Here is an 18,422-nt window from a genome sequence, read left to right as displayed (position 1 = left end):
GCGGGTGTGGTCGGCGATCGACCACCCCACGATCCGGCGGCTGGCTGGTCGCGCCACTCGGAGACCCCCGACCGCGACATCTTCAGCACCCGGCAGGCCACCGACACGGCAGTTCTCGCCTCGGGAAGTTCCTGGACGCACCGGAACCCTATGTTGGGAGGATGTTCTCCCGGGCGAAGTAGGCCGAGGCTCGTTTCAAGGTCTCGACTTCCATTTCCAGTACACGGTTCTTGCGTCGCACCTCGGTCAGTTCACGACGCTCGTCACTGGTTAGGCTTCGGCTTGGCCGGTGTCTACGCCCTGGGACATCACCACCTCAGAATCAGTGTTCGGAAGAACGGGTCAGGCTCCAGAACACAAACGCAGCCCGTGCGGGCGATGCCATATACCCCTTTCGTGTCGGCTCGAGAGGCTATGAGCACTGGGAGTCTGACCTGCGCGAGATCATAGATCTTGACTTCGATTTATATCGACTGTCGATTAGCTGGGCTCCTTTGTTCCCGAATGGCTTTGAAGATGAACACAATACAGATGGCGTGGCCTATTATGACCGTGTCATTCGTTGTCTTACCGACGCCGGTATCCGAGCGTTCATCACGATTAATCATTATGTACTCCCTGTTGCAGTAGTCGACAAATATGGGGGATGGAAGAACCGTGACGTTATCGATCTTTACCTAAAAATGGCGGAATATGTGGTTGGCTGATGGCGAGAAGAGGTGAATTATTGCCTCCTAATTAACGAGATCAATACAGAGTATTTCAGTCCGTTCAATGGGTTAGGTATCACTGGAAGTGACGATCATGTTTATGGCTACGAATTCTGTATTCAATGGTCTTCATTATCAAATGGTTCGACTGGTTCGGATTGTGCAGACGGGAAAAGTATTGTGGATTACTGATCATCTTGGATCTGAGCCTCGGCTTGGTCAGCGTCCGTACCTAAGGCTGAGGAATGCGCGCTGAGGCTGACCAGCATCGAAGTTAGCCTTGCAGAACACGGGCCAACTCAGGTCATGCGCGGCGGCGAATGGGAGGGGTGGCTGGAATAGTTCGAGGATGACATATGGATCAAACCCGCAAATGCTGAAGTCCTGGGACGTGGATCATCACGATCGCGGACAACATCATGAGAATCGGGTACGGAAGGGCGAATTGGTCCCTGACGCCCCCAATGCCGGGTGCCGCAGGGCCGGATCCCTCCAGATAGACACCGTGGGGAGATATTGCGGTGAGATCCATCTCATGGTGCACGACGATAAGCTTGACGGGGGCTTCGTCAGGGTCGGCGAGGTTGCTGGTCCGTACACGGATCTGGTGTCCCAGTTGGCTGGGGGTATGCAGGTTGACTTCGTCGTTCGCCGCCCGACGTGAGTGGTCGGGTCGCCCCGGTCGGTGGTGCGGACTAGTCTGTCCGAGTTAGCACCACCTAGGGCCGGAGTGACCTCCATTCCGGTCGGTTCGTGAAAGGACTGTCCGTGGCCCGATCCGACTTCGTCCACCTTCATACTCACACTGAGTACTCGATGCTGGATGGTGCTGCCAGCAACGAGAAGCTTTTTGCCGAGGTGGCTCGTCAGGGCATGCCGGCGGTCGCCATGACCGACCACGGCAACATGTTCGGTGCCTATGAGTTCTTCCAGATCTCCAAGAAGTACGACGGAGACCAGAATCCGCTGGTCAAGCCGATCATCGGCATCGAGGCCTATGTCGCTCCGAGTACGCGCATGTCCCGGGTACAGGAATTCTGGGGAATCTCCCGTGACGCAGGCGATCCGGATGCCGAGGGTGGCAAGGACGTCTCCGGGGGTGGGCGCTACACCCACATGACGATGTGGGCCAAGGACCCGGAGGGGCTTCACAACCTGTTCCGGTTGTCCTCCCTGGCCTCCTATGAGGGCTACTACATGAAGCCCCGCATGGATCGCGAACTGATGTCCAAGTATCCCGGTGGCATCATTGCCTCCACCGGATGCCCGTCGGGTGAGGTGCAGACCCGACTGCGCCTGGGCCAGTTCGAGGAAGCCTGCCTGGCCGCGGCTGCCTACCAGGACATCTTCGGCAAGGAGAACTACTTCTGCGAGTTGATGGACCATGGTGTCCCGATCGAGAAGCAGGTGCGTTCCGACCTGCTGAAGCTGGCCAAGAGGCTGGACATTCCGCTTCTGGTCACCAATGACTCGCACTACGTCACCGAGGACCAGGCTGACGCCCACGACTCCCTGCTCTGCGTGGGCGTGGGTCGTAACAAGGATGATCCGAACCGCTTCCGTTTCAACGGCTCGGGCTACTACATCAAATCTTCTGACGAGATGCGGGCGCTGTTCCCCGACCATCCCGAGGCCTGCGACAACACCCTGCTGTTGACCGAGATGATCGGGTCTTACGATGAGGTCTTCAAGCACGTCGACCGGATGCCGCAGTTCGACGTCCCGGAGGGGGAGACTCAGGAGTCCTGGTTACGCAAGAAGCTTCAGGAGGGCATGGATGAGAAGTTCGGTCCGAATCCGCCCAAGGAGGTCCTCGACCGTCTCGAGACGGAGCTCTCGGTCATCGAGCCGCTGGGATTCTCTTCCTACTTCCTCGTCGTCTCCGACATATGCAATGCGGCGCGCTCCATGGGCGTGCCGGTCGGGCCGGGTCGTGGATCGGCTGCCGGTTCCCTCGTCGCCTATCTGACGGGCATCATCGCCATCAATCCGCTGGAACACGGACTGCTGTTCGAGAGGTTCCTCAACCCCGAACGTGTGAACCCGCCCGACATCGACCTCGACTTCGACGACCGCCAGCGTGACAAGGTCATCGATTACGTCACCCACAAGTACGGGGCGGAGTACACCAGCCAGGTCAACACCTTCGGCAAGATCAAGGCCAAGGCTGCCGTCAAGGATGCCAACCGTATTCTCGGCTACCCATTCGCTCTCGGCGACAAGATCACCAAGGCGATGCCCCCGGATGTCATGGGCAAGGGAGTTCCGCTGGGCAAGATCTTCGATCCGTCCCATGAGAGGTACGGCGAGGGCCAGGAATTCCGCCAGTTGGTTTCTGACAACGCCGACGTCGCCAAGGTCGTCGAGACGGCGAAGGGCCTCGAGGGGTTGATTCGCGGAACTGGTGTGCACGCATGTGCCTTCATCCTGTCCAGCGCTCCGCTGCTCGACCTGGTGCCGATGCACAAGCGCGACAAGGACGGCATGATCATCGCCGGCTTCGCCTACCCCCAGCTCGAGGAGATGGGGCTCATGAAGATGGACTTCTTGGGCCTGCGAAACCTCGGCATCATGGATCATTGCATCAAGATCATCAAGGAGAACCGGGGGATCGACGTCGATCTCAAGGAGCTTGCCCTTGATGACGAGAACACCTACGAGATGCTGGCCCGAGGCGACACCCTGGGCGTCTTCCAGCTCGATGGCACGGCCATGCGATCCCTGCTGCGTCTCATGGGACCAACCTGCTTCGATGACATCGTTGCCGTGTTGGCCCTGTACCGACCAGGCCCGATGGGTGCCAATGCGCACATCTCATATGCCCAGCGCAAGAACAACCGAGAACCGATCATCCCGATCCATCCCGAACTCAAGGAGGACCTCGACGAGATCCTTGCTCCCACGTACCACCTCATCGTGTACCAGGAGCAGATCATGTCGATCGCCCGGAAGCTCGCTGGCTACACCCTGGGTGGCGCGGACCTTCTGCGTCGTGCCATGGGCAAGAAGAAGAAGCACATCCTGGAGGAGAACTTCATCCCCTTCCAGGCTGGCATGCGTGAACACGGGTACTCCGACGACGCCATCCAGACCCTGTGGGACGTCATGGTCCCCTTCGCCGGATACGCCTTCAACAAGTCTCACGCTGCCGGTTATGGACTGGTCTCCTACTGGACGGCCTATCTCAAGGCCAACTACCCGGCCGAGTACGGAGCTGCCCTGCTGACCAGTGTCGGTGACGACAAGGACAAGATGGCGATGTACCTGGCCGACATGCGGTCCCAGCACATCAATGTCCTGCCTCCCGACGTCAACGCCTCCTCGCTGGAGTTCACCGCTGTCGGTGAGGACATCAGATTCGGCCTGGGAGCTGTCCGCAATGTCGGTGCCAACGCCGTCGCGGAGATCATTCGGGCCCGTGAGGAGAACGGCCCGGCCACTGATTTCTTCAGCTTCCTTGACCAGGTCAGCCTGACGGTGTGCAACAAGAGGCTCATCGAGTCCCTCATCAAGGCTGGCGCCTTCGACTCCATGGGCCATTCCCGACGCGGCCTGATGGCGGTCTACGAGCAGGCGGTCGATGCCGTCATCGACATCAAACGCCACCAGGCCAATGGTCAGGATGACCTCTTCGGCATGGGGGACGACTCGGAACCCACCCAGCTGGGTGTCGAGCGGGTCGTTCCGGAGGACGACTGGGACCGCAGTACCAAGCTCGCCTTCGAGCGTGAGATGTTGGGTCTGTACGTCTCCGATCACCCGCTGCGAGGCCTGGAAGCTGCTCTGGAGGCCGAATCAGACATCTCGGTGGCCGAACTCGTCAACCCTGAAGGCCATCATGAGGGGCGCTACACCATCGCCGGTATGGTCACTCAGATCGTCCGACGTACCACCAAGAACGGTGACATCTGGGCCTCTATCACGCTGGAGGACCTCGGCGCCTCCATCACTATTGCCTGTTTCCCGAAGGTGTACCAGCGCGTGGAGCCGCTACTGGCCGTCGACAGCATCCTCAAGGTGCGCGGATTCATCAGGGAACGTGACGAGACCGTCGAGATGTCAGCCAATGACGTCTGGCTGCTGGACCTCACCGATGCCGGCAATGCCCCCATGACGATTGATCTACGTCGCGGACGATGCAACCGGGGCACCATCGAGGGCCTGCGGGGAGTGCTGCGCAACCACCCGGGTAGCTCCGAGGTGAGACTGCGACTCCTCGACGGAAAGGTGACGACCACCTTCCGGCTTGCCGATGAACTCAAAGTCACCACTGGCCAGCCGCTAATGGCCGACCTCAAGGCCCTGCTCGGCCCCTCATGCATCCCCAGGAGGCAGTCATGAACGAGACGATCCGTGCTCACGGTCTCGCGATTCTGCGGTCGAGCCTGCTCGTCGTGGGGATGGGCGTCGTCCTGGGCGGACTGGCTGCTCCGATATGGCACTCCATGGTGACCTTGCCGACCTACACGGTGGGATCCGATGGTGCGGCATCGACAACGGAGAAGGGCCTCACCCAGGTCTTTTCGACCGACGCCGTGTACTGCCTCGTGGGCCTGATCGTCGGACTGATCATCGGCTTCCTGAGCTGGGTCCTGATGCGCCGTCGCGGTGCTTGGGGAGTACTGGCTGCCGGGGTGTCGTCCTGTCTGTCTGCCCTGGCCTGCTGGTGGGTAGGGGTACTCATCGGCCCGGACTCCTTCGCCGAGCGCATTGTTGCGGCCAAGACGGGTGAGGTCGTTCCGGTTGATTTTGCCCTCCACACCTGGGTGTCGGTGCTGGTCTGGTTGCTTGCAGCAATGGTCCCGATGCTTATTGCATCCTTGGTGACGGCCTGGCGTCGCTCTCCGCGAACTGGACGCTCCGAACCGGCGACCGAGGCTTCACTAGACTGACGGTGTGCTGAGAATCGTCGATTTGACCCGTGAGACCACTGGCGACCTGCGTCGCGCCGTGCCGCGCGCTGACTTTGATGTCGATGCTGCGATGGCGGCCATCATCCCTGTCTGCGCTGCGGTCAAGGACCGTGGCGCAGAGGCACTGCGCGAATACAGCGAGAAGTTCGACCATGTGGTTCCGGATCATCTGAGGGTTCCGGCTGAGGTCCTGGTCGAGGCGGCTGCCGACCTTGACGACACCTTGCGTCAGGCCTTCACCGAGTCCATTCGTCGACGTCGTCAGGTGTGCCGGGAGGCCGAGGTGGAAACCTCGCCGGCACCGGTCGAGGTGGCTGCCGGTGCTCGTGTGAGTCAGCGCATCGTCCCCGTAGGCCGAGTGGGGCTCTACGTCCCTGGCGGATTTGCCCCGTTGGCCTCCTCGGTCATCATGAATGTCGTCCCGGCCCAGGAAGCCGGCGTTACGTCGATCGCGGTGGCATCCCCGCCGCAGGCTGAGTTCGGTGGCCTGCCGCACCCCAACATCCTCGCTTTGTGTCACCTGCTCGGGGTTGACGAGGTCTATGCCGTCGGCGGCGCCCAGGCCATCGCCATGTTCGCCCACGGTGTCGAAGGCTCCGACGAGGCCGATTCCTGCCCGCGGGTCGACATGGTCACCGGACCGGGCAACATCTATGTCGTTGCTGCCAAGCGCTACCTGCGTGGCACCGTCGGCATCGACTCGGAGGCTGGTCCGACCGAGATCGCCATCCTGGCCGACAAGACCGCTGATCCACGTCACGTTGCTGCCGACCTCATGAGCCAAGCCGAACACGACACGCTCGCCGCCGCTGTTCTCGTCACCGATTCCACCGAGCTGGCCGACATCGTGGAGAAGGAGTTGGCCACGATGGTCGAGGCTACCCTGCACTCCGAGCGGATCCGTACCTCACTGACCTCCGAGCAGTCGGCCATAGTCATGGTGCGCGACATCGACCAAGGTCTTGAGGTTGTCAACGCCTATGCCGCCGAGCACCTGGAAATTCAGACGGCCGATGCCGCCGCGGTGGCAGCGCGAGTTCACAACGCCGGTGCCATATTCGTCGGTCCTTGGTCCCCGGTCTCCCTGGGTGACTACTCGGCTGGATCCACCCACGTGCTGCCGACGGCAGGTGCTGCCTGCCACTCCTCGGGACTGTCGGTGCGTTCGTTCATGAGAGCTGTCCACGTCATTGACTACACCGAGGACGCCCTGCTCGACCTTGCCGATTCCGTCGAGAACTTCGCCCTGGCCGAGAACCTGCCCGGCCATGCCAATGCCATCACCGTGAGGAGGCCGCGATGACCCAGCGTCGACGGACGACCCAGCCCCGTCCGATGGCCAAGCCGCAGCCGAACCCCATTCAATTGGCTGATCTGCCGCTTCGCCCCGAACTGGTGGGGGAGGAGCCCTACGGTGCCCCGCAGCTCGACGTCCCGGTGTGCCTCAACGTCAATGAGAACCCGTACCCACCGTCGGAATCGGTGCGCAAGGACATGGCCAAGGCCGTCTCCAATGCCGGCAAGGGGTTGAATCGCTACCCGGACCGAGAGGCCACGGGTTTGCGCGAGGACCTTGCCAGGTACATCGGATTCGGGGTCAGCAGCGATCAGATCTGGCCGGCCAATGGGTCCAACGAGGTCATGACCCACATCCTGCAGGCCTTCGGCGGTCCGGGTCGTACTCTCCTGACCTTCACGCCGACCTACTCGATGTATCCCGAGTACGCACGCAACACTCACACCGAGTACGTCACTCGTCCCCGCAATGCCTCCTACGGTCTGACCACCGCCGAGATCGTGAGCGCCATCGAGGAGGTCAAGCCGGACGTCGTCCTGCTGACCACGCCGAACAACCCGACCGGCACCACCATCCCGGTGGCGGTCATAGACGAGGTCTGTTCGGCCACCGACGCGATCATCGTCGTCGACGAGGCCTACCAGGAGTTCACCGATACCCCGGAGGACTCGGCAATCGCCCTGCTTCCCAAGCATGGACGCCTCATTGTGGTGCGCACCCTCTCGAAGGCGTTTGCCCTGGCCGGAGGTCGTCTTGGATATGCCGTTGCGGCTCCTGCCGTCGTGGACGCCCTAAGGATTGTCCGATTGCCCTACCACTTGTCGGAGGTGTCCCAGGTGGTGGCCCGGGTCGCTCTGGCCCATGCTCCCGAGATGCTCGCTCGGGTCGACGAACTCCGTGAGACGCGTGCCAACCTCGAGGACTGGTTGCGCGCGCACGGTCTGGACGTCGTCTCGTCCCAGTCGAACTTCGTCCTCTTCGGGAGGTTCGCCGATCGCCATGCGGTCTTCCGGGCCCTTCTCGACCACGGCGTTCTCGTTCGTGAGGTGGGCCCGACTGGCTACCTGCGTGTCTGTGCTGGTACTCCTCGGGAGACCGACGCATTCCGAGCTGCACTGCTCGACGTCCTTCCGACCGCTCGTCGGCTCGATCCCGAGGAGGATTGATGACCCACCGCTGCGCTCACGTTCACCGCGAGACCTCCGAGTCCAACGTTGACGTTTCCATTGATCTTGACGGCGAGGGGGAGTCGACCATCTCCACCGGGGTCGGTTTCTACGACCACATGCTCACGGCCCTTGCCAAGCATTCAGGCATCGACATGTCGATCACCACCACCGGAGACGTCGAGATCGACGGTCACCACAGCGTCGAGGACACTGCCATCGTGCTGGGACAGGCCTTGGCCCAAGCCCTCGGCGACAAGCGAGGGATCGCTCGCTTCGGTGACGCCGTGGTCCCTCTCGACGAGGCGCTCGCACAATGCGTCGTCGACGTCGCTGGGCGCCCGTGGGTGGAGTGCACCGGAGAGCCGGAGGGTCAGATCTACGCTCGTCTCGGCGGTTCCGGTGTTCCCTACCAAGGATCCATGACCTATCACGTCGTGCAGTCACTGGCTCTCAATGCTGGCCTGTGCGTGCACCTGCGTCTGCTGGCCGGACGGGATCCCCACCACATCTGCGAGGCCCAGTACAAGGCTCTGGCCCGCGCTCTGAGGATTGCCGTCGCTCCGGATCCGCGCAATGCCGGGCGTGTCCCCAGCACCAAGGGTGCCCTCGATGTCTGATCCGGTGCGGGTCGGCATCATCGACCACGGCTCGGGAAATCTGCATTCGGCCGGGCGCGCCCTGCGCAGGGCCGGTGCCACCGTCACGATTTCCCGTGACCCGGGAGCTCTGCTCGACAATGACGCCCTCGTCCTGCCCGGAGTGGGAGCCTTGGCAGCCTGCATGGCAGGCCTGCGCGCCATGGGTGGGGACCACCTGGTGCATCGTTGGGTTGGCGAGGGACGGCCCTTGCTCGGGATCTGTGTCGGCCATCAGATGCTCTTCGAGCGTGGCAGTGAACGCGGCGTCGACGTCGAGTGCCTCGAGGTACTGCCCGGTGTCGTCGAGGAGCTGCCGGCTGACCGCCTGCCACACATGGGGTGGAACACCGTCCAACCGGGGACCCGGACGACCCTGTTTCGGCATGCGGATGGCGAGAGGTTCTACTTCGTCCACTCCTACGGGGTGCTCGTTGACGGGCCTGACGACCACTTCACCACGGCAACCCATCAAGGTGCGACCTTCGTCGCCGCCGCTGAGGTTGGTCCGGTGACCTCCACCCAGTTCCATCCCGAGAAGTCCGGAACGGCGGGCCTGGCCTTGCTCGAACGGTGGCTGGCTCGGGTGTGTTGATAACCTGACCCTCGTGACCGGAGAACTCACGCTACTTCCAGCCGTTGACGTCCAGGGTGGACGCGCCGTCCAGTTGCAACAGGGGGTGGCCAGTTCCGAACGCGCGTTCGGTGATCCCCTGGAGGTGGCTCACAGGTGGCGAGGTCTGGGAGCCCAGTGGATTCACCTGGTCGACCTCGACGCCGCCTTCGGACGTGGATCCAACACTGAGATCATCAGCAACATCGTCGAGCAGATGGACATCAACGTCGAGGTGTCGGGCGGTATCCGCGATCAGAAGAGTCTGGAATCGGCTCTGTCGGCCGGCGCCACTCGCGTGAACATCGGTACCGCCGCTCTGGAGAATCCCACCTGGTGTGACGAGGTCGTGCGCCGCTATGGCGAACAGGTCGCCATCGGTCTGGACGTCAGGGGAGATCAGCTCGCGGCGCGCGGCTGGACTCGCGAGGGCGGCAAGGTCCTCGACGTCCTGGCCCGGCTCGAGGACGCCGGGTGCAAGCGTTACGTCGTCACCGACGTGGCCAGCGACGGCATGTTGACCGGACCGAACTATGAACTCTTGGGCCGAATCTGTGCGCGCATCCAGGGAACCGTCGTCGCGTCCGGAGGCATCGCCACCCTGGAGGACCTGCGTCGTCTGCGCGGACTGGTCCCGATCGGGGTGGAGGGAGCCATCGTGGGAACTGCTCTCTACGTGGGTAATTTCACCCTGCCGGAGGCCCTCGAGGTGTGCCGGGCACCGATCCCGGCGGACTCTGCCCCCGTACCCGACGCTGACTGACGGTCAGGTCACCGTCCGCTCTCCTCAGCCCGATTCGCCGTCGGGTGAGGAGTGTAGACTACTTCATTGTGTGCGTGGGCTCGTCCTGCGCCGAATGCTTGGCCCCTCTGGGCCGATAACTGCGACATTCGAGGAAGGGAGACACCGTTCATGAGCGGTCACTCCAAGTGGGCCACCACCAAGCACAAGAAGGCGGCCATCGACGCCAAGCGTGGCAAGCTGTTCGCCCGACTGATCAAGAACATCGAGGTGGCGGCACGACTCGGTGGTGGAGACCCGTCGGGCAACCCGACCCTCTACGACGCCATCCAGAAGGCGAAGAAGAGCTCGGTCCCCAACGACAACATCACCCGCGCCGTCAAGCGCGGTTCCGGTGAGGGCGCCGACGCCGTCAACTACGAGACCATCATGTACGAGGCCTACGGTCCCGCCGGCGTCGCCGTCCTCATCGAGTGCCTGACTGACAACCGTAACCGTGCCGTCTCCGACGTTCGCGTTGCCGTGACCCGCAACGGTGGCACGATGGCCGACGGTGGCTCGGTGCAGCGTCTGTTCCAGCGCAAGGGTGTCGTGGCAGTCTCGAAGACCTACGAGGTCGAGGAGGGTCGTAAGACCGAAACCCGTGAGGTGGACGAAGATCAGCTCATGGAGGCCACCATCGACGCCGAGCCCGAGGACATCGTCGACGAGGGCGACGTCTTCGAGATCATCTCGGACCCCAACGCCGTCGTTGACGTCCGTAAGGCCGTCCAGGACGCCGGCATCGACTACGACTCGGCCGAGGTCTCCTTCAAGCCGGACTTCACCCAGCCCGTAGAGCTCGACGATGCTCGCAAGCTCTACAAGATCCTCGACGCCCTCGAGGACCTCGATGACGTCCAGAACGTCTTCTCCAACGCTGACGTCCCCGCCGAGGTCGCTGCGGCTCTCGACGAGGAGGAGTGACCATCCCAGATACGACCCCCAACCCGCGTGTCACGCGGGTCATGGGGGTCGACCCCGGTTTGACCCGATGCGGGGTCGGGGTCGTCGAAGGCGGCCCCGGGGCCCCGTTGAGGCTCATCGCGGTCGGCGTCATCCGTACCCCCGCAGATCTGGATCACGCCCATCGTCTGCTGCGCATCCACGATGGGTTGGAGGAGTGGCGCGACCACATCCGTCCTGACGCCATCGCCGTCGAGCGGGTCTTCGCCCAGCACAACCGCAACACCGTCACCGGTACCGCCCAGGCCGCAGGCATGGCGATGATGATCGCTGCTCGCCACGGCCTGCCGGTCGCCCTGCACACCCCTAGTGAGGTCAAGGCGGCCATCTCCGGTTCTGGGCGTGCTGACAAGGCCCAGGTGGGTCTCATGGTCGCGCGGGTGTTGCGCCTGTCAGCCCCGCCGAAACCAGCCGACGCTGCCGATGCCGTGGCCTTGGCGATCTGTCATCTGTGGCGAGGCGGAGCCACCAATCGCATCGAAGCAGCCGTGGCAGCCCAACGACGTGGCCGTCCGGCACCTCGTTCCTGGAAGGATCTTGCCCGGTGATCTCCCATTTCTCCGGCACCGTGACTGCGGCCGGCCCGACCTGGGTCGTCCTCGACAACCACGGAATCGGCGTCAAGGTGCTGTGCCCGCCTGCCACGGCTGCGGGTGCACGTGTCGACCAGACGATGACCTTGCAGACCTCCCTCCTCGTCCGCGAGGACTCCCTGACTCTTTACGGCTTCGTCGAAGCTGACGACAGGGACGCGTTCGAGCTCGTCCAGACGGCTTCCGGGGTCGGCCCCAAGCTCGCCGCGGCGATCATGAGTGTGCTGGACGCCAACCAACTTGCGTCGGCGATCAGCGCCGAGGATGAGGCGACGCTGTGCCGCGTGCCCGGTATTGGTCGCAAGGGTGCAGCGAAGATGATCCTCGAGCTCAAGGACAAGATGGCAATCGTCGCTCCTGCCGGGTCAACCCCTGCCGGTACGAGCCAGCCGGTGGCACCGTGGAGAGAGCAGGTTGCTGATGGGCTCATCGGTCTGGGATGGTCTGCGAAGGATGCTGACAAGGCTGTTGAGGAGGTGGCCACCCTCAAGGAGGCCGATCCCTCGATGACGATCGGCAACCTCATGCGAGCAGCCCTGCGCAGTTTGGCTCGATGAGATGTCGGACCCCTCTGGCACACTGACAGACGTCGTCAGGAAGGAGAATCTCGGTGGAGCATTCGCCCGTCGATCCTTGGGCCGAGCCTCCTGAGAAGGCCGAAGAGGCTGCTCTGCGCCCTGGTGCCCTGGCGGAATTCGGGGGACAGCAGCGTGTCGCCGAGCAGTTGGGACTCGTCCTGGCCGCGTCACAGTCACGCGGTACGACCCCGGACCATGTCTTGTTGTCCGGACCTCCAGGGCTTGGAAAGACCACCTTGGCCATGATCATCGCGGCCGAGATGTCCGCCCCGATTCGTATCTCCTCCGGCCCTGCCATTCAGCACGCGGGGGACCTGGCTGCGATCCTGTCCTCGCTTGTTCCCGGTGAGGTCTTCTTCCTTGACGAGATTCACCGGATGTCCAAGCCTGCCGAGGAGATGCTCTACCTGGCGATGGAGGACTTCCGCGTCGACGTCGTCGTCGGCAAGGGCCCTGGGGCCACCGCGATCCCGATCGACATTCCACCGTTCACCCTTGTCGGGGCGACGACACGGGCAGGCCTGCTGCCCGGGCCGCTGCGGGACCGATTCGGCTTCACGGCCCAGCTCGACTACTACCAGGTGGCCGACCTTGAGCGGATCGTCACCCGCTCAGCCGGGGTCATCGGGGTTGACCTGGCTGAGGGGACCGCCCATACCATCGCCTCCCGCTCTCGCGGCACGCCTCGGATTGCCAACCGACTGTTGCGCCGCGTCCGTGACTGGGGTGACGTCAACGACGAGTCCCCGGTGACACCGAGGGGGGCGGAGACGGCTCTGGATCTCTATGAGGTGGATCCGCTCGGCCTCGACCGCCTTGACCGTGCCGTGCTCAATGCCGTCTGTCTCAAATTCGGCGGAGGCCCGGTCGGCCTGTCCACCCTTGCCATCAGCGTGGGGGAGGAGCCTCAGACCGTCGAGGAGGTCGCCGAACCCTTCCTCGTCCGGTTGGGCTTCCTCATGCGTACCCCTCGGGGGCGGGTTGCCACCGACAGGGCGTGGCGCCACCTCGGTCTTGAACCACCTACCAACAGCACCGGCGACGGCCTGTTCTGACCATGTTCACCGGTCCGGGGTAGCATGACCCCGGTCACACCCGTAGACAAGGAAAACTCCCTATGCCTCTTCTCGCCAGCCCGCTGGGCGGTCTCATGCCCATCCTGATTCTTTTCATCCTGCTCATCGGATTCACCGTGTGGCAGGGAAAGAGGCAGGTCAAGAAGCAGCAGGAGGAGCGAGCCAAGCTCGAGTCGAACCTGCAGGAGGGCACTCGTGTCGTGCTCAACAGCGGTCTCTTCGTGACGATCACCCACCTGGGCGACAAGCAGGCCGTCGTCGAACTCGCCCCTGGCGTCGAGGTCAGCGTCCTCAAGCAGGCCATCGTTCGACCTGCTGGTGACGAGGAGGAATTCGCCTTCGCCGACGACGTCCCGGCACAGACCTCTCCGGCCAGCAATGAGACTCTCGCCGAGGATCCGGCAATCGACGCCCAGCCTGAGACCTCGGCTACCGAGTCCACCCTCGCTGCTGAGACTGACGAGCAGCCCCGGGCCTGACAATCCACCAAGACCAAGGAATATTTTCGACGTGGCAACGAAAAAGCGGACACACCATCCAGGCAGAACCCTGGTGATCTTCCTGGTGGCCATCATCGTCATGTACGTGCTCATGGGAGCTACGCGTACGTGGTCACCCAAACTTGGCCTGGACCTCAGAGGCGGTACGTCCGTCACCTTGACGGCCAAGACGGATGATGGCAAGGCTCCCACACCGACGAGCCTCGAGCAGGCGCGGCTCATCATTCAGCAGCGCGTCAACTCGCTTGGTGTCGGCGAGTCGTCAGTGACGACGATGGGTGATCGCAACATCGTCGTCTCGGCCCCGAACGTCGAGAGCTCCAAGCTCGTCGAGATGGTTGGCCAGACTGCCCAGCTCGGATTCCGTATGGTCTATGCCGAGGAGCCGGTGGGTGAGAAGGGTCCGACTCCCGGCCCCGCAAAGCCCTCGGCCCTCCCCACTGCCGACCCGAAGGCCAAGGCGTCGTCAAGCGCCTCTGCCAGCTCGAAGCCTGGTGCCAAGGACAGTGGCCCAAAGTACAACGAGAAGGATCCGACCTCCGCGGCCAAGATGGTCAAGGACGCCGAGAAGTGGAAGCCGTCCCCGGAGGATATGAAGGCCTTTCAGGACTTCAAGTGCACCAAGTCCGTCGAATCCCCGCCGAACAAGGCCCTGGTGACCTGTGACCGTGAGGGCAAGACCAAGTACCTGCTCTCCCCGGTCGCCATCACGGGGACCCAGGTCGAGAGCGCCGACTCCGGAATCCCGCCGGGCCAGCTGTCCTACGTGGTGAACCTGAAATTCAACTCCATCGGCACGAATTCCTTCAGTGAGGCGACCACCTTCCTGTGCTCGCGCCAGAGCCCGCAGAACCAGTTCGCCGTCGTCCTGGATGGCAAGGTCATCTCCTCCCCGCAGTTGGATGGCGGCAAGGGAGCCTCCTGTCCGATCAACGGTGGTCAGGCCGAGATCTCCGGACACTTCACCCAGGATAGTGCTGCTGACCTGGCCAACGTCCTCAAGTACGGTGCCCTGCCGCTGTCCTTCGACATCTCCAGCGTTGACAATGTCTCGCCGACCCTTGGTAGCGAGCAGCTGCGTGCCGGGATCATCGCCGGCGTCATCGGACTGATCCTGGTTGCCGGTTACTGCCTGCTGTACTACCGAGGACTGGGCCTGGTGGCCATTGGCTCCCTGCTCATCGCCGGTATCACGACCTACACGGCCATGGTGCTCCTGGGCGAGGCTGTCGGATTCACTCTTTCCCTGGCTGGTATCGCTGGCGCGATCGTCGCCATTGGCGTGACAGCCGACTCCTTCATCGTCTACTTCGAACGCATCCGAGACGAGATCCGAGAAGGACGGACCCTGCGTACCGCCCTTCAGACCGGCTGGACGAAGGCCCGCGGCACCATCCTGATGGCCGACGGCGTCTCCCTGCTGTCCGCCATCGTGCTGTTCGTACTGTCAGTCGACCAGGTGAAGGGATTCGCCTTCACCCTGGGTCTGACGACGTTCATCGACCTCCTCATCTGTTTCTTCTTCACCCACCCCGTCGTCACTCTGCTGGGACGCACCAAGTTCTGGGGCCAGGGCCGACGCGGCTCCGGCCTTGAGGCTGGGCACATGGGTGTCACGGAAGCTCAGCTGCTCGGTCGGCGAAGCAGGCGATCTGCCCCGCGGGCCAAGCGCACCATCGAGACGGAGGAGGCCTGACATGACTGACGACAAGAACGCCAAGACCTCATCCGTCGCCTCGAGGCGGTCCGAGGAGAAGAGCAAGAAGCACAAGCACGGTTTCACCCATGCCCTGTACACGGGTGAGATTTCCTACGGCTTCATCCAGCGCCGTAAACTCTGGTACACGATCTCGATCATCGTCATCGCGATCTCGCTGCTTGGCCTGTTGGTGCGTGGCTTGAACCTCGGTATCGAGTTCAAGGGCGGCGTGCAGTTCCGTTCTCCTGCCCACGTTGCGACCTCGACCGTCGACGACATCCGCAGGTCAGTGCTGTCTTCCGGAGTCCCGGACATGGACTCCACCGAGGTCGTCAGTCTCGGCTCGAACGCCGTCCAGGTGCAGACCAGGGCACTCGACAACGAGGAGACCACCAAGGTTCAGGGGGCTATCGCCAAGGCCACCGCGACCAAGACGGACTCCGTCACGTACTCCAAGGTCGGTAGTCAGTGGGGAGACCAGATCACCGGCAAGGCCATCAAGGCATTGGTCGTCTTCCTGGTCTTGGTGATGTTGCAGATCTGGGCCTATTTCCGGCACTGGAAGATGTCCATTGCCGCCCTGATCGCTCTCCTGCACGACCTCATCGTCACCATCGGCATCTATGCTTTGATCGGCTTCACGGTGTCCCCGTCGACCGTCATCGGCGTGCTGACGATTCTGGGCTATTCCCTCTACGACACCGTCGTGGTCTTCGACAAGGTGCGCGAGAACGTCCAGGACATCCAGAAACGCGACTACACCTTTGCGGAAGGCGCCAACCGGGCCGTAAACCAGGTGCTGGTGCGTTCCATCAACACCACCATCGTCGGCGTTCTGCCGGTGGCGGCACTGCTCTTCGCCGGTGCCTTCGTGCTCGGGTCCGGGCCTCTTGAGGATCTCGGCCTGGCCCTCTTCGTCGGCATGATCGTCGGTGCTTACTCCTCGATCTTCATCGCCACCCCGGTGTTCACCCAGCTGCGTGAGAATGAGCCGGCCATGAAGGAACACACCGCTCGTGTCCTGCGCCGCCGTGAGCGTGCTGCGCACAAGGGTCCTCAGGTGACGGCTCAGACCGTCGCCGCCGAAGGGCCTGGTGACGTCACGTCCATCACTGGGAGCGAGCGTCATCAGCCGCGTCGTTCCACTCGCTCCGAGAGGAAGAAATGACCTACCGTACTGACCTCATCACCGGCCTGATCCGGGATGTTCCGGACTTCCCGGAGCCCGGGGTGACCTTCAAGGACATCACCCCTCTGCTGGCCAACGCCAACGGGTACGCCGCTGCGATCTCCGAACTCGTTGACACCGCTCCGCGCGGGGTCGACGTCGTTCTCGGCATGGAGGCTCGTGGATTCATGTTCGCCGGGCCGGTGGCCCTGTCCTTGGGCGCTGGGTTCATCCCGGTGCGCAAGCCCGGAAAGCTCCCCGGTGACGTCTACTCCCAGTCCTTCGTGCTGGAGTATGGTTCCGCCACCCTCACCGTCCATCAGGACGCCGTTCAGCCCGGCTCGAAGGTGCTCATCGTCGACGACATCCTCGCGACGGCAGGAACGGTCGGTGCCACGGCATCCCTGGTGGAGAAGCTCGGTGGTGAGCTCGTCGGTGTGTCGGTGCTCATGGAGCTGTCCGCCCTGGGGGGCCGTGAGAAGCTCGACCGGGCCGGTATCGGTCCGGTCAACGCCGTGATCACGGTCTGATCATGGTGCCGGAATCAATGGAGTCTTCGAGCCGTCGCAACGTCTTTGAGCAGTCGGCCCTGGTCAAGCTTCCGTTCAAGACCACCAAACCCTTTCGAGAGCTGGTCAAGCGGCTGGTCTGGTCAGCGATTCTGTTGCTGACCAGTACCTTGATCGTCTGGGTCGACCATGACTCCTATGTTGATTCCACCGTCGGTGACGGCGTCTCCCTGATCGACGCCTTCTACTACTCGACGGTCACCGTGACCACGACTGGTTACGGTGACATCACCCCGGTCGCGCCCCATGCGCGACTCATCAATGCCTTCATCATCACCCCGTTGCGCATCACCTTCCTGGTGCTGTTGGTCGGTACCACCCTCGAGATGTTGGCCAACGAGGGGCGACGCGGACTGCTTGACAGTGCTTGGAGGAAGCGCATGAGGAACCACACCGTCGTCATCGGGTACGGCACGAAGGGGCGCAGCGCCGTCAACACCCTGCGCAACCATGACGTTCCCGTCGAGAAGATCGTCGTCATCGACAATCGTCCCTCTGCGGTGGCCGAGGCTAATCGGTCAGGCCTGGCTGCCTTCGAAGGCGACGCGACGAGGCGGGATCTGCTGAGACGAGCTGAGATCAGCAAGGCGCGCGAGGTCGTCATCACCCTCAACCGAGATGACTCGGCCATCCTCACCACACTGACGGTGCGACAGCTCAACCCGCGCTGCCACATCGTCGTCTCCGGCAGGGAGGACGAGAACCTTCCGCTGCTGCGTGAGTCCGGAGCCGACGCCGTCGTCACTTCCGCCGACGCGGTGGGCCGTCTGCTTGGTCTGTCCTCGGTCAACCCGCACGTGGGCACCGTCGTCGACGACCTGCTGTCCAGCTCGAAGGGTATGGAGGTCGTCCAGCGGATGGTCTCCAAGACGGAGATCGGTGCACGTCCGGCCGACATCCAGAACGAGCGGCTCCTGGCCGTCATCCGCAATGACGTGCTGCGCAACTTCTACGACCCGTCGATCGGTCAGTTACAGGCTGGTGACGTCATCGTCGTCGTGCGGAAGGCGGTTCCTCGCGCCACTGGCACCCAGACCGAGTCTGACCTGGTCCGCTGAGAACAGCAGGAGCCCCCGTACCGGAAGGCTCATTCAGCTGTCGGCATGGGTGCTGACCGACCACATGCCGTCGCACTCAGCCGACATGACGATGGTA

Annotated in this window: 17 protein-coding genes and 1 pseudogene; all 18 read left to right on the top strand. The window is 62.9% G+C overall.

Translation table 11 applies throughout. The features are described 5' to 3' along the window. Positions 1 to 347: 347 nt before the first annotated feature. Positions 348 to 882: pseudogene (locus PALO_RS12840) on the top strand (family 1 glycosylhydrolase); the annotation flags it as partial. A gap of 363 nt (positions 883 to 1,245) precedes the next feature. Next, on the top strand, positions 1,246 to 1,374 hold the full coding sequence (locus tag PALO_RS12985) for a hypothetical protein (RefSeq protein WP_259903059.1): 129 nt from the start codon (positions 1,246 to 1,248) through the stop codon (positions 1,372 to 1,374). 104 nt (positions 1,375 to 1,478) lie between these two features. Then, positions 1,479 to 5,051 (top strand): DNA polymerase III subunit alpha, encoded by a 3,573-nt coding sequence (dnaE, locus tag PALO_RS05255; protein ID WP_015582709.1) that lies wholly within the window; start codon positions 1,479 to 1,481, stop codon positions 5,049 to 5,051. Next, a complete protein-coding gene (locus PALO_RS05250) occupies positions 5,048 to 5,602 on the top strand; it encodes a hypothetical protein (RefSeq protein WP_015582708.1) in 555 nt (184 codons plus the stop codon). The genes dnaE and PALO_RS05250 overlap by 4 nt, the downstream gene beginning before the upstream one ends. Positions 5,603 to 5,606: 4 nt before the next feature. After that, on the top strand, positions 5,607 to 6,926 hold the full coding sequence (gene hisD / locus PALO_RS05245; RefSeq protein ID WP_015582707.1) for a histidinol dehydrogenase: 1,320 nt from the start codon (positions 5,607 to 5,609) through the stop codon (positions 6,924 to 6,926). A gap of 32 nt (positions 6,927 to 6,958) precedes the next feature. Further along, positions 6,959 to 8,086 carry a histidinol-phosphate transaminase gene (locus PALO_RS05240; RefSeq protein ID WP_041710254.1) on the top strand — a complete coding sequence of 376 codons (1,128 nt, stop codon included), beginning with the start codon at positions 6,959 to 6,961 and terminating at the stop codon, positions 8,084 to 8,086. Beyond that, positions 8,086 to 8,706: an imidazoleglycerol-phosphate dehydratase HisB gene (gene hisB / locus PALO_RS05235; RefSeq protein WP_004811345.1), complete on the top strand. Its 621-nt coding sequence runs from the start codon at positions 8,086 to 8,088 to the stop codon at positions 8,704 to 8,706. Before PALO_RS05240 ends, hisB begins: the two co-directional genes overlap by 1 nt. Further along, complete coding sequence (gene hisH, locus PALO_RS05230; protein WP_015582705.1) at positions 8,699 to 9,319, top strand: imidazole glycerol phosphate synthase subunit HisH; 621 nt, start codon at positions 8,699 to 8,701, stop codon at positions 9,317 to 9,319. The genes hisB and hisH overlap by 8 nt, the downstream gene beginning before the upstream one ends. A 13-nt stretch (positions 9,320 to 9,332) precedes the next feature. After that, positions 9,333 to 10,100, top strand: coding sequence for a bifunctional 1-(5-phosphoribosyl)-5-((5-phosphoribosylamino)methylideneamino)imidazole-4-carboxamide isomerase/phosphoribosylanthranilate isomerase PriA (gene priA, locus PALO_RS05225; RefSeq protein ID WP_015582704.1), 768 nt, complete (start codon positions 9,333 to 9,335; stop codon positions 10,098 to 10,100). Positions 10,101 to 10,250: 150 nt separating this feature from the next. Then, a complete protein-coding gene (locus PALO_RS05220; RefSeq protein WP_015582703.1) occupies positions 10,251 to 11,045 on the top strand; it encodes a YebC/PmpR family DNA-binding transcriptional regulator in 795 nt (264 codons plus the stop codon). 41 nt (positions 11,046 to 11,086) lie between these two features. After that, positions 11,087 to 11,632, top strand: coding sequence for a crossover junction endodeoxyribonuclease RuvC (ruvC, locus tag PALO_RS05215; RefSeq protein ID WP_004811341.1), 546 nt, complete (start codon positions 11,087 to 11,089; stop codon positions 11,630 to 11,632). Further along, a complete protein-coding gene (ruvA, locus tag PALO_RS05210; RefSeq protein WP_015582701.1) occupies positions 11,629 to 12,234 on the top strand; it encodes a Holliday junction branch migration protein RuvA in 606 nt (201 codons plus the stop codon). The genes ruvC and ruvA overlap by 4 nt, the downstream gene beginning before the upstream one ends. A gap of 47 nt (positions 12,235 to 12,281) precedes the next feature. After that, positions 12,282 to 13,310, top strand: a complete 1,029-nt coding sequence (ruvB, locus tag PALO_RS05205) for a Holliday junction branch migration DNA helicase RuvB (protein ID WP_036910270.1) — start codon at positions 12,282 to 12,284, stop codon at positions 13,308 to 13,310. Positions 13,311 to 13,372: 62 nt separating this feature from the next. Further along, positions 13,373 to 13,810 carry a preprotein translocase subunit YajC gene (yajC, locus tag PALO_RS05200; protein ID WP_004811338.1) on the top strand — a complete coding sequence of 146 codons (438 nt, stop codon included), beginning with the start codon at positions 13,373 to 13,375 and terminating at the stop codon, positions 13,808 to 13,810. Positions 13,811 to 13,883: 73 nt separating this feature from the next. Then, positions 13,884 to 15,527 (top strand): protein translocase subunit SecD, encoded by a 1,644-nt coding sequence (gene secD, locus PALO_RS05195; protein ID WP_015582699.1) that lies wholly within the window; start codon positions 13,884 to 13,886, stop codon positions 15,525 to 15,527. A 1-nt stretch (position 15,528) separates the two neighbouring features. Beyond that, positions 15,529 to 16,698: a protein translocase subunit SecF gene (gene secF, locus PALO_RS05190; protein WP_004811336.1), complete on the top strand. Its 1,170-nt coding sequence runs from the start codon at positions 15,529 to 15,531 to the stop codon at positions 16,696 to 16,698. Continuing rightward, positions 16,695 to 17,228: an adenine phosphoribosyltransferase gene (locus PALO_RS05185; protein ID WP_015582698.1), complete on the top strand. Its 534-nt coding sequence runs from the start codon at positions 16,695 to 16,697 to the stop codon at positions 17,226 to 17,228. The genes secF and PALO_RS05185 overlap by 4 nt, the downstream gene beginning before the upstream one ends. Positions 17,229 to 17,230: 2 nt before the next feature. Then, positions 17,231 to 18,325 carry a potassium channel family protein gene (locus PALO_RS05180; RefSeq protein WP_004811334.1) on the top strand — a complete coding sequence of 365 codons (1,095 nt, stop codon included), beginning with the start codon at positions 17,231 to 17,233 and terminating at the stop codon, positions 18,323 to 18,325. Positions 18,326 to 18,422 lie beyond the last annotated feature (97 nt).

Origin of the sequence: Cutibacterium avidum 44067 (assembly GCF_000367205.1) — a bacterium.
GTDB classification, from domain to species: domain Bacteria; phylum Actinomycetota; class Actinomycetes; order Propionibacteriales; family Propionibacteriaceae; genus Cutibacterium; species Cutibacterium avidum.
This window is presented reverse-complemented; position numbering and strand designations above follow the sequence as displayed.